Origin of the sequence: Serratia montpellierensis, assembly GCF_020858655.1 — a bacterium.
Taxonomy (GTDB): Bacteria; Pseudomonadota; Gammaproteobacteria; order Enterobacterales; family Enterobacteriaceae; genus Serratia; species Serratia montpellierensis.
Map to the genome: position 1 here is coordinate 387,338 of NZ_VOSN01000002.1, position 11,626 is coordinate 398,963.

Consider the following 11,626-nt stretch of genomic DNA (forward strand, 5'->3'; position numbering starts at 1 on the left):
CGTTATTGCCTTTCCATCCGTTCGGTTATGGCGAAAGATATCGGCGTAAACGGTTGCTCGCCCAAGGATAAAACAGATGCTTGCGCGCCGCGGTTTTCCAGCCTTGCACCGGGCTTGGCGCATGTTATTATCAGGGTAGGGCATGGTTGAACAATGCCAAAAGTTCATGCACAAACGATGAGATAATGCCAACATGACCGACAAATTAACTTCCCTGCGCCAGCTGACCACGGTGGTTGCAGATACGGGTGATATCGCGGCAATGAAGCTGTATCAACCGCAGGACGCTACAACCAACCCTTCGCTGATCCTCAATGCAGCCCAAATTCCTGAATACCGCAAACTGATTGACGAAGCCATCGCCTGGGCGCGCGGCCAGAGCAGCGATCGCGAGCAGCAGATCGCCGACGCCGCCGACAAGCTGGCGGTCAACATCGGTCTGGAAATCCTCAAACTGGTTCCGGGCCGCATCTCCACCGAGGTGGATGCGCGTCTGTCTTACGACACCGTCGCCAGCGTGGCCAAGGCCAAGCGCCTGATCAAACTGTACAACGAAGCCGGCATCAGCAACGATCGCATCCTGATCAAACTGGCCTCGACCTGGCAGGGCATCCGCGCGGCGGAGCAGCTGGAGAAAGAAGGCATCAACTGTAACCTGACGCTGCTGTTCTCCTTCGCTCAGGCTCGCGCCTGTGCCGAAGCCGGCGTTTACCTGATCTCGCCGTTCGTTGGCCGTATCCTCGACTGGTACAAAGCCAACGGCGACAAGAAAGAGTTCGCCCCGCACGAAGATCCGGGCGTGATCTCCGTGACCGAAATTTACCAGTACTACAAACAGCACGGTTACAACACCGTGGTGATGGGCGCCAGCTTCCGTAACGTCGGCGAAATCATCGAACTGGCCGGCTGTGACCGCCTGACCATCGCCCCTGCGCTGCTGAAAGAGCTGGCGGAGAGCGAAGGCGCGCTGGAACGTAAACTGTCTTACACCGGTGAAGTGAAGGCGCGTCCTGCCGCACTGACCGAACCTGAGTTCTACTGGCAGCACAACCAGGATCCGATGGCGGTTGAAAAACTGACCGACGGCATCCGCAAGTTCGCCGTAGACCAGGGTAAACTGGAAAAAATGATCGCCGACCTGCTGTAATTCCCGCAGATCGCGCAGTAAAAAGGTGGCTCAGGCCACCTTTTTTTATGCCCGGCGCTCCCGCCGGCGGGGGAAGCCCTTATACTCTCGGCAATGACAACAGAACGGGAGACGAACCCGTTCGAACCCCATCAGGCTGTAGAGGTTACGCATGGATATTTTACGTATTGGTTTGGTTTCCGTTTCCGACCGCGCTTCCGGCGGCGTTTACCAAGATAAAGGCATTCCGGCGCTGGAAGAGTGGCTGAGCGGCGCGCTGGCGACGCCGTTCAAGCTGGAAACCCGGCTGATCCCCGATGAGCAGACGCAAATTGAACAAACGCTGTGCGAGCTGGTGGACGAAATGGGCTGCCATCTGGTGCTGACCACCGGCGGCACCGGGCCGGCGCGCCGCGACGTCACCCCCGACGCCACGCTGGCGATCGCCGATCGCGTGATGCCCGGCTTCGGCGAGCAAATGCGTCAGATCAGCCTACACTATGTGCCAACGGCAATTCTTTCTCGCCAGGTGGGCGCGATCCGCAAACAGGCGCTGATCATCAACCTGCCCGGCCAGCCGAAGTCGATCAAGGAAACGCTGGAAGGGGTAAAGGATGAGCAGGGCAAGGCGGTGGTGCACGGTATCTTTGCCAGCGTGCCTTATTGCATTCAACTGCTCGATGGGCCCTATGTCGAAACGCACGCCGCAGTGGTAGCAGCATTTCGGCCAAAGAGCGCGCGTCGCGAGATAAACCTCTAAATTTCAGCATTCTGCGAGATCGGCCTCAGCCCGTCTGGTGTGAAAATAATTTGCCGTTATAGTAAGGATTCTTTTACAGAAAGCCTGCGGCTTTTATTTTTACAGCCTTTACCGACGGTGCCCTATGCCTCACGACACTAATCGCCGGCTGAACCGGCAAGACTACAAAACGCTGACGTTGGCCGCGTTGGGCGGTGCGCTGGAGTTTTACGACTTCATCATCTTCGTGTTCTTCGCCGCCGTGGTCGGCGATCTGTTCTTCCCGGCGGATATGCCGGAGTGGCTGCGGCTGGTGCAAACCTTCGGCATTTTCGCCGCCGGCTATCTGGCCCGCCCGCTGGGCGGCATCGTGATGGCGCACTTCGGCGATCTGGTCGGCCGCAAGAAGATGTTTACCCTGAGCATTCTGCTGATGGCGTTGCCGACGCTGGCGATGGGCCTGCTGCCGACCTACGCCAGCATTGGCATCGCCGCGCCGCTGTTGCTGCTGCTGATGCGCGTGCTGCAGGGAGCGGCGATCGGCGGTGAGGTGCCGGGCGCCTGGGTCTTCGTCGCCGAACACGTGCCGCGTCGACGTATCGGTTTCGCCTGCGGCACGCTGACCGCCGGGCTGACGGTGGGCATCCTGTTGGGCTCGCTGGTGGCGACGGTGATCAATACTACGCTCAGCCCGCAGAACATTGCCGGCGGCGGCTGGCGCATTCCTTTCCTGTTGGGCGGCATGTTCGGCCTGGTGGCGATGTACCTGCGCCGCTGGCTGCAGGAAACGCCGATCTTCATCGAGATGCAGGCGCGTAAAGCGCTGGCCGAGGAGCTGCCGCTGAAGTCGGTGGTGCTCAACCACAAGCGGGAAGTGGTGGTATCGATGCTGCTGACCTGGCTGCTCTCCGCCGGTATCGTGGTGGTGATCCTGATGACCCCGACCTATCTGCAAAAGCAGTTCGGCATTGCGCCGGCCTTGACGCTGCAGGCCAACAGCATCGCCACCATCATGCTGATCGCCGGCTGCATCGTCGCCGGCTTATCGGCCGATCGCTTCGGCGCCAGCAAAACGCTGGTGGTCGGCAGTGTGCTGCTGGCCGGCTGCAGCTGGCTGTTCTATCAGACGGTGGGCGTGCGCCCGGAAATGTTGTTCGCCTGCTATGCGCTGGTGGGGTTCAGCGTAGGCGTGGTGGGGGCCGTACCGTACGTGATGGTGCGGGCGTTCCCGGCGGAAGTGCGGTTTACCGGCATCTCGTTCTCATATAACGTCTCGTACGCTATTTTTGGCGGTTTAACCCCTATTTTTGTGACGCTGATCATGAAATTGACCCCGTTAGCGCCCGCTTACTATGTGCTGGCGCTGTCGCTCATCGGGCTGTTGCTCGGTGTCTACCTGCATCGCGATCTGAACAGCGAAGCCGGGGAGCGGCGAGCCGATTCCTACAGCTAAAAAAAAGCCCTGCACTGCAGGGCTTTTTCATCAGGGAAGGGCGATTACGCCGTGACCGGCGAGGCCGCGACGCGGGCCGGAGCCGGCTCGCCAATCGGCAGCACGGTGCGGCCGTATTGCTCGTTGAGCACTTCGGCCATCGCGAGGTAAATGGCGCTGGCGCCGCAGATGATGCCCTCATAACCGGCGAAGGTCAGCAGTGCGTGATTGCCGGTGATGTTGCCGACGGCCAGCAGGGCGAACAGCAGCGTCAGGCTGGCGAACACGAACTGCAGCACGCGGTTGGCGGCCAGGGTGCCGAAGAACATGAACAGGGTGAAGACGCCCCACAGCGCCAGGTAGATGCCCAGCACGTGCGCCTCGGTGGCCTCAGCCAGGCCCAGACGCGGCAGCAGCAGCAGGCCGACCAGGCTCAGCCAGAAGCTGCCGTAGGCGGTGAACGCGGTCATGCCGAAGGTGTTGCCCTTCTTGTATTCCAGCAGACCGGCCAGGATCTGGGCCAGGCCACCGAAGAAAATCCCCATGCTGATGATGGCGGAGTTCAGTGGGAAAAAGCCCGCGTTGTGCAGGTTCAGCAAGACGGTGGTCATCCCGAAGCCCATCAGGCCGAGAGGGCCGGGATTCGCCAACTTGTTGGTGTGCATAAGTCCTCTGCGATAACAGAAAATTAACGGAAACAGCGAAGTAAAATAATAAATGGTCTGAATGGCCAAAAAATCGAAGTTTTCCATCAGAGCGCGCGCATCATAATGATCCCCGCAGCCGGAAACAATGATCTGAATGACGATAAAAAAAGAAATTTTTTTCGCCTTGCCCCTTGATGCCGAGTTGGATGGCCCCATCTTATTTGCAACCGCAGTTGCTAACCGCGGGTCGCACTGAGATATCGGGCAGTTGAAAAGCAAAAAATCGCCCGCATATAGGTTAGCAACCTGACTGATTATGAATTTTTTAGTGGAGACGTTTAGATGGGCAAAATTATTGGTATCGACCTGGGTACTACCAACTCTTGCGTAGCAATTATGGATGGTGCCAAGGCACGCGTGCTGGAAAACGCCGAGGGCGACCGCACCACTCCTTCTATTATCGCATATACCCAGGACGGTGAAACTCTGGTTGGCCAGCCGGCTAAGCGTCAGGCAGTGACCAACCCTGAAAACACCCTGTTCGCCATCAAGCGCCTGATCGGCCGCCGCTTCCAGGATGATGAAGCGCAGCGCGACAAAGCGATCATGCCGTACAAAATCGTCGAAGCCGACAACGGCGACGCCTGGCTGGAAGTGAAAGGCCAGAAAATGGCTCCGCCGCAGATCTCTGCGGAAGTGCTGAAAAAAATGAAGAAAACGGCGGAAGATTACCTGGGCGAACCGGTAACTGAAGCGGTTATCACCGTACCGGCCTACTTCAACGACGCCCAGCGTCAGGCGACCAAAGACGCCGGCCGCATCGCGGGTCTGGAAGTCAAACGCATCATCAACGAACCAACCGCTGCGGCCCTGGCCTATGGCCTGGACAAAGAAGTCGGCAACCGCACCATCGCGGTTTATGACCTGGGCGGCGGTACTTTCGATATCTCCATCATCGAAATCGACGACGTTGACGGCGAAAAAACCTTCGAAGTGCTGGCGACCAACGGTGACACCCACCTGGGTGGCGAAGATTTTGACAGCCGTCTGATCAACTACCTGGTGGAAGAGTTCAAGAAAGATCAGGGCATCGATCTGCGCAACGATCCGCTGGCGATGCAGCGTCTGAAAGAAGCCGCTGAGAAAGCGAAGATTGAACTGTCTTCCGCTCAGCAGACCGACGTTAACCTGCCGTACATCACGGCAGACGCGGCCGGTCCAAAACACATGAACATCAAAGTGACTCGCGCCAAACTCGAGTCGCTGGTTGAAGATCTGGTTGCGCGTTCCATCGAGCCGCTGAAAGTGGCGCTGAAAGACGCAGGCCTGTCGGTTTCCGATATTCAGGACGTGATCCTGGTGGGCGGCCAGACCCGTATGCCAATGGTGCAGAAGAAAGTTGCAGACTTCTTCGGCAAAGAACCGCGTAAAGACGTGAACCCGGACGAAGCGGTTGCCGTGGGCGCTGCGGTACAGGGCGGCGTGTTGGCCGGTGATGTGAAGGACGTTCTGCTGCTGGACGTGACCCCGCTGTCGCTGGGTATCGAAACCATGGGCAGCGTGATGACGCCGCTGATCACCAAAAACACCACGATCCCGACCAAGCACAGCCAGGTGTTCTCTACCGCTGAAGACAACCAGTCTGCGGTAACCATCCACGTGCTACAGGGTGAGCGTAAGCGCGCCAGCGATAACAAATCTCTGGGCCAGTTCAACCTGGACGGCATCCAGGCGGCACCGCGCGGCATGGCGCAGATCGAAGTGACCTTCGATATCGATGCCGACGGCATCCTGCACGTGTCTGCCAAAGACAAGAACACCGGTCGTGAGCAGAAGATCACCATCAAGGCATCTTCTGGCCTGAACGAAGACGAAATCCAGAAAATGGTGCGCGACGCCGAGCTGAACGCTGAAGCTGACCGCAAGTTCGAAGAGCTGGTACAGACGCGTAACCAGGCGGATCACCTGATCCACGGCACGCGTAAGCAGCTGGAAGAAGCGGGCGACAAACTGCCGGCGGAAGATAAGACGGCGATCGAAGCGGCGCTGAAAGATCTGGAAGCGGCGGCGAAAGGCGAAGATAAAGCCGAGATCGAAGCGAAGACTCAGGCACTGGTGCAGGTTTCCGGCAAACTGCTGGAAATGGCCCAGGCGCAGCAGGCTCAGCAGGGTGCTGACGCCGGCGCGGACAACGCGGCGCAGAAAGATGACGACGTGGTTGACGCTGAGTTCGAAGAAGTTAAAGACAAAAAATAATCGCCCTTAAGCGGGCACGGGGCGGCCGCGATGCCGCTCCCGGAAACCAGCACGGGCGTCGAGGCAACTCTGCGCCCGTGCACGCATGTTAAGGGTAAGCGAAAGAATGGCGAAGAAAGACTATTACGAGATTCTCGGCGTCAGCAAGACGGCGGATGAACGTGAGATCAAAAAGGCGTACAAACGCCTGGCGATGAAATACCATCCTGACCGCAACCAGGAACAAGACGCCGAAACCAAGTTTAAAGAAGTTAAAGAAGCTTACGAAGTCCTGACCGACGACCAGAAACGCGCGGCCTATGACCAGTATGGCCACGCGGCCTTTGAGCAAGGCGGCATGGGCGGCGGCGGCTTTGGCGGCGGCGCCGACTTCAGCGATATCTTTGGCGACGTGTTTGGCGACATCTTCGGCGGAGGCCGCCGTCAGCGCGCCAGCCGCGGTTCCGATCTGCGCTATAACATGGAGCTGACCCTCGAGGAAGCGGTACGTGGCGTCACCAAAGAGATCCGCATCCCGACGCTGGAAGAGTGCGACGTCTGCCACGGCAGCGGCGCCAAGCCAGGCAGTTCGCCGGTAACCTGTCCAACCTGTCACGGTCAGGGCCAGGTGCAGATGCGTCAGGGCTTCTTCACCGTGCAGCAGGCGTGTCCGCACTGCCATGGCCGCGGTCAGATCATCAAAGATCCGTGCAACAAGTGCCATGGCCACGGCCGGGTAGAGAAATCCAAAACGCTGTCGGTGAAAATTCCGGCCGGCGTGGATACCGGCGACCGCATCCGCCTGGCGGGTGAAGGCGAAGCCGGCGAGCACGGTGCACCGGCGGGCGATCTGTACGTTCAGGTGCAGGTGAAGGCGCACCCGATCTTCGAGCGTGAAGGCAACAACCTGTACTGTGAAGTGCCGATCAACTTCGCCATGGCGGCGCTGGGCGGCGAGATTGAAGTGCCGACGCTGGACGGCCGGGTGAAACTGAAGGTGCCTTCGGAGACCCAAACCGGCAAGCTGTTCCGCATGCGCGGCAAGGGCGTGAAATCGGTGCGTGGCGGCAGCCAGGGCGACCTGCTGTGTCGCGTAGTGGTGGAAACCCCGGTCAATCTGAACGACAAGCAGAAGCAGCTGCTGCGTGAGCTGGAAGAGAGCCTGGGCGGCCCGTCCGGTGACAAGAACAGCCCGCGCTCGAAGAGCTTCTTCGACGGGGTGAAAAAGTTCTTTGACGACCTGACTCGTTAACCTGCTGTTTATTATAGGTTATATTAGAACCCCGGGCGTCTGCTCCGGGGTTTTTATTTGCATGCTGCACCCCTAATTCCCTATCAATAATGTGACTTATTCGTGCTTTTAATCGGTTTTTTCGAGTTATTTAGCATTTATAAACTTATTTTTTCGAACTAAAACGCCCTCTATACTCACTTCATGACTGTGGTTCGCAGGGCGCTACGCCCTGCACAGATTTGGAGAGACGTATTGTGACCAACATCATTCGTCAATTTTTACGTCAGGAAGCCGCGGGCGGCATCATTCTGATCGCGGCGGCGATCGTCGCCCTGATCATGGCCAACACCCCGGCGCAGGGGATCTATCAGGCATTCCTCAACCTGCCGGTGATGGTAAAAATTGCTTCGCTGGAAATCGCCAAGCCGCTGCTGCTGTGGATCAACGACGGCCTGATGGCCATCTTCTTCCTGGTGGTGGGGCTCGAGGTCAAGCGCGAGCTGATGCAAGGCTCGCTGTCCGGGCGCGACAAGGCGGTGTTTCCGGCGATCGCCGCGCTGGGCGGCATGCTGGCGCCGGCGCTGATTTACCTGCTGTTCAACGGCGCGGATGAAGTCACCCGCCAGGGCTGGGCGATCCCGGCCGCGACCGATATCGCCTTCGCGCTGGGCGTAATGGCGCTGCTGGGCAACCGCGTGCCGACCAGCCTGAAAGTGTTCCTGCTGGCGTTGGCGATCATCGATGACCTGGGCGTGATTATCATCATCGCGCTGTTCTACACCCACGAAGTGTCGATGGTGGCGCTGGGCGTGGCGGCGGCGGCGACGGTGCTGCTGGCGGTGATGAACTGGCGTGGGGTGGGTAAAACCTCACTGTACATGATGGTCGGGCTGGTGCTGTGGGTAGCGATACTCAAGTCCGGGGTGCACGCGACGCTGGCCGGGGTGATCGTCGGCTTTATGATCCCGCTGAACGTCAAGAAAGGGCCATCGCCGTCGGAAACGTTGGAGCATGAGTTGCACCCTTGGGTCGCGTTTATGATCCTGCCGCTGTTCGCGTTTGCCAACGCCGGGGTCTCTTTGCAAGGCGTGTCGCTGGAAGGGTTGACGTCGCTGTTGCCGGTAGGGATTGCGGCCGGGCTGTTTATCGGCAAGCCGCTGGGGATTTTCCTCTTCAGCCTGCTGGCGGTGAAAATGGGCATCGCCCGTTTGCCCGAGGGGATCGGTTTCAAACAGGTGTTTGCCGTTTCGGTGCTGTGTGGTATTGGTTTCACCATGTCGATTTTCATCGCCTCGCTGGCGTTCGGCGATGCGGATGCGGCGCTCAGCACCTATTCTCGCCTGGGGATCCTGCTGGGCTCCACCGCGGCGGCGGTGACAGGATACGGATTGCTGCGTCTGGCGTTGCCGCGGGTGCGTTAATCCTGCGTGTGCCCGATAAGGGCACACAATAAAATGGCTGGTCGGAGCTGTGCGGTATAAAATATGTGCAGCTTCGGCCGTTCTTCGTTGGGACTAATGGGGCTACACGTTGTCTGAAGCAGGGAAAGGAAGTTTGTCGCTCGTCACGGCACACCGTTTGCCGCTGCGAAACGTTGTTAAGGAGAGCCGCTCGTGAGGATGTCGCATATCAACTTTAATCACCTTTACTATTTCTGGCAGGTCTGCAAGGCCGGTTCCGTGGTCGGCGCCGCCGAAGCGTTGTTTTTGACGCCGCAGACCATCACCGGCCAGATCAAAGCGCTGGAAGAGCGGTTGGACGGCAAGCTGTTCAAACGCCAGGGGCGCGGGTTGGTGCCTTCGGAGCTGGGGCAGCTGGTGTTCCGCTACGCCGACAAGATGTTTATGCTCAGCCAGGAAATGCTGGATATCGTCAACTACCGCAAAGAGTCGAACCTGCTGTTCGACGTCGGCGTGGCGGACGCGCTGTCGAAGCGCCTGGTCAGCCAGGTGTTGGAAGCGGCGGTGGTGGTGGACAACGAACAGATCCACCTGCGCTGTTTTGAATCGACGCACGAGATGCTGCTGGAGCAGCTCAGCCAGCACAAGCTGGATATGATCCTGTCGGATTGCCCGGTGGACTCCAGTCAGCAGGAAGGGCTGTTTTCACTGAAGCTGGGCGAGTGCGGCATCAGCTTCTTCTGCCGCCAGCCGGCGCCGGAGCTGCCGTTCCCGGCCTGCCTGGAACAGCGCAAGCTGCTGATCCCCGGCCGCCGTTCGATGCTGGGGCGCAAACTGCTCAACTGGTTCAATACGCAGGGCATCCAGGTCGAGATTCTGGGCGAGTTCGACGATGCGGCGCTGATGAAAGCCTTCGGCATGTACCACAACGCGATCTTCGTGGCGCCGACGCTGTATGCGCAGGATACCTATAACGATGACAACGTGGTGGAGATTGGGCGCATCGACAGCGTGCAGGAGGAGTATTACATCATCTTCGCCGAGCGCATGATCCAGCATCCGGCGGTGCAGCGCGTGTGCAACAAAGACTTCTCGGCGCTGTTTTCCTGCTAGCGGTTCACTGAACGCAGGACGTAAAAAAACCGGCCTGAGCCGGTTTTTTTATCAAGCAGATAACGAAATGCTTATTGCATTGCGTTGATGCGTGCAGTCAGGTTTGACTTATGACGCGCTGCTTTGTTTTTGTGGATCAGGCCTTTAGCTGCCTGACGGTCCACCAGTGGCTGCATTACCAGGAATGCATTTTGTGCTGCTTCTTTGTCGCCAGCTGCGATAGCTGCGTCTACCTTCTTGATGAAGGTACGCACCATTGAGCGACGGCTTGCGTTATGCTTGCGGCGTTTCTCAGACTGTACGGCGCGTTTCTTAGCTGATTTGATATTAGCCAAGGTCCAACTCCCAAATATATTCTATTGAGGACAATTCAAAGGCCGAGGAATATGCCCTTTTAGCCTTCGTTTGTCAATGGATTTGTGCAAATAAGCGCCGTTTGTACAGGCGGCACTCGCTACGTTGTGATGGCGCAGGATTTTACCAGCTTCCCTCTTGGGAATACAGTGTTTCGCGAGAAAATTCGCCAATGTTTTGCCGCAGCGGACGCAAGCCGTTGGCCGCGGTCGAGAATCGGCCCGGCGGCGCCGGATAAACTGCGGCGAAGCCGTTTCACGCGCAGATTATCTCCGGTATGGTATGTCTATTACATAAAGGCACCAATCGCGGGTTAACCTTACCGGCTGTACAAGGTATAATCCGCCGATTTCCACTGTTTTGAGCCAGCTATGGAGCTAATTCGCGGCATTCACAATATCCGGGCGCGCCACCATGGTTGCGTGCTCACCATCGGCAACTTTGACGGCGTGCATCGCGGTCATCAGGCGTTGCTGGAGCAGTTGAAGCAACAAGGGCAACGCCTCGGGCTGCCGGTGATGGTCATGATCTTTGAGCCACAGCCGCTGGAGATGTTCGCCGCAGACAAGGCGCCGGCCCGTTTGACGCGCCTGCGCGACAAGGCCAGCTACCTGGCGCAGGCGGGCGTCGACTACCTGCTGTGCGTCAAGTTCGATCCGCGTTTTGCCGCCAACACCGCGCAGGCGTTCGTCGCCGAGCTACTGGTGGAGAAACTGGGCGTCAAATTCCTGATGGTAGGGGATGATTTTCGCTTTGGCGCTGGGCGCCAGGGCGATTTTCCGCTATTGCAGCAGGCCGGAAAAGAGTACGGCTTCGACGTGGTCAGCACCCCGACCTTCCGCGAAGGCGATCGGCGTATCAGCAGCACCGCGATCCGCACCGCGCTGAGCGAGGACGATCTGCCGCTGGCGGAGACCTTGCTGGGCCACCCGTACAGCATCTCCGGGCGCGTGGTGCATGGCGACGAGCTGGGCCGCACCATCGGCTTCCCGACTGCCAACCTGCCGCTCAAGCGCCTGGTGGCGCCGGTGAAAGGGGTGTATGCGGTAGAAGTGTACGGCCTGGGGCCGCAGCCGCTGCCGGGCGTGGCCAATATCGGTACGCGCCCGACCGTCGCCGGCGTGCGCCAGCAGCTGGAAGTGCATCTGCTGGATGTCACAATGGATCTTTACGGGCGCCATATTGAGGTGGTGCTCCGCGCAAAATTGCGCAATGAACAACGATTTGCTTCGCTCGATGCCCTGAAGCAGCAAATCGCCAATGATGTGGTGACGGCCCGGAAGTTCTTTGGGTTAAAAACACTGGTTTAATCGTTTACCCTAAACAATTCGAGTAGCATCGCGGCG

At 58.6% G+C, this 11,626-nt stretch carries 10 protein-coding genes; 8 read left to right on the forward strand and 2 right to left on the reverse strand.

The genetic code is table 11. From position 1 onward, the window contains the following. Positions 1-193 precede the first annotated feature (193 nt). The 3 genes from tal (at position 194) to FUU19_RS03095 (ending at position 3,318) form a co-directional block, all read left to right on the forward strand. On the forward strand, positions 194-1,147 hold the full coding sequence (gene tal, locus FUU19_RS03085) for a transaldolase (protein ID WP_004932982.1): 954 nt from the start codon (positions 194-196) through the stop codon (positions 1,145-1,147). A 151-nt stretch (positions 1,148-1,298) separates the two neighbouring features. Further along, positions 1,299-1,886: a molybdopterin adenylyltransferase gene (mog, locus tag FUU19_RS03090; RefSeq protein WP_141971032.1), complete on the forward strand. Its 588-nt coding sequence runs from the start codon at positions 1,299-1,301 to the stop codon at positions 1,884-1,886. Positions 1,887-2,010: 124 nt separating this feature from the next. Further along, positions 2,011-3,318: an MFS transporter gene (locus FUU19_RS03095; protein WP_230489590.1), complete on the forward strand. Its 1,308-nt coding sequence runs from the start codon at positions 2,011-2,013 to the stop codon at positions 3,316-3,318. 44 nt (positions 3,319-3,362) lie between these two features. Here FUU19_RS03095 and satP read toward each other — a convergent pair whose 3' ends face one another. Continuing rightward, a complete protein-coding gene (gene satP, locus FUU19_RS03100; RefSeq protein WP_025301520.1) occupies positions 3,363-3,962 on the reverse strand; it encodes an acetate uptake transporter in 600 nt (199 codons plus the stop codon). A gap of 324 nt (positions 3,963-4,286) precedes the next feature. Between satP and dnaK the strand changes: the two genes are divergently transcribed. From dnaK to nhaR, 4 genes are all read left to right on the forward strand, one after another. Next, positions 4,287-6,200, forward strand: a complete 1,914-nt coding sequence (gene dnaK / locus FUU19_RS03105; protein ID WP_230489591.1) for a molecular chaperone DnaK — start codon at positions 4,287-4,289, stop codon at positions 6,198-6,200. Between the two features lie 106 nt (positions 6,201-6,306). After that, the gene (gene dnaJ / locus FUU19_RS03110) at positions 6,307-7,431 is read left to right on the forward strand and encodes a molecular chaperone DnaJ (RefSeq protein WP_004932969.1); all 1,125 of its coding nucleotides are present in this window, start codon (positions 6,307-6,309) and stop codon (positions 7,429-7,431) included. A gap of 236 nt (positions 7,432-7,667) precedes the next feature. Beyond that, positions 7,668-8,834 carry a Na+/H+ antiporter NhaA gene (gene nhaA / locus FUU19_RS03115; protein ID WP_141971026.1) on the forward strand — a complete coding sequence of 389 codons (1,167 nt, stop codon included), beginning with the start codon at positions 7,668-7,670 and terminating at the stop codon, positions 8,832-8,834. A 192-nt stretch (positions 8,835-9,026) separates the two neighbouring features. Then, a complete protein-coding gene (gene nhaR, locus FUU19_RS03120; RefSeq protein WP_025159627.1) occupies positions 9,027-9,926 on the forward strand; it encodes a transcriptional activator NhaR in 900 nt (299 codons plus the stop codon). Positions 9,927-9,997: 71 nt separating this feature from the next. On the opposite strand, the gene rpsT is transcribed toward nhaR, so the two are convergent. After that, positions 9,998-10,261 carry a 30S ribosomal protein S20 gene (gene rpsT / locus FUU19_RS03125; RefSeq protein ID WP_004932960.1) on the reverse strand — a complete coding sequence of 88 codons (264 nt, stop codon included), beginning with the start codon at positions 10,259-10,261 and terminating at the stop codon, positions 9,998-10,000. A 390-nt stretch (positions 10,262-10,651) separates the two neighbouring features. Here rpsT and ribF point away from each other — a divergent pair, with 390 nt between their 5' ends. After that, on the forward strand, positions 10,652-11,590 hold the full coding sequence (gene ribF / locus FUU19_RS03130; RefSeq protein WP_141971024.1) for a bifunctional riboflavin kinase/FAD synthetase: 939 nt from the start codon (positions 10,652-10,654) through the stop codon (positions 11,588-11,590). Positions 11,591-11,626: the final 36 nt, after the last annotated feature.

Coding starts and splice junctions, on each gene's coding strand:
- tal (WP_004932982.1), top strand. CDS start 194: ATGACCGACAAATTAACTTCCCTGCGCCAGCTGACCACGGTGGTTGCA.
- mog (WP_141971032.1), top strand. CDS start 1,299: ATGGATATTTTACGTATTGGTTTGGTTTCCGTTTCCGACCGCGCTTCC.
- FUU19_RS03095 (WP_230489590.1), top strand. CDS start 2,011: ATGCCTCACGACACTAATCGCCGGCTGAACCGGCAAGACTACAAAACG.
- satP (WP_025301520.1), bottom strand. CDS start 3,962: ATGCACACCAACAAGTTGGCGAATCCCGGCCCTCTCGGCCTGATGGGC.
- dnaK (WP_230489591.1), top strand. CDS start 4,287: ATGGGCAAAATTATTGGTATCGACCTGGGTACTACCAACTCTTGCGTA.
- dnaJ (WP_004932969.1), top strand. CDS start 6,307: ATGGCGAAGAAAGACTATTACGAGATTCTCGGCGTCAGCAAGACGGCG.
- ribF (WP_141971024.1), top strand. CDS start 10,652: ATGGAGCTAATTCGCGGCATTCACAATATCCGGGCGCGCCACCATGGT.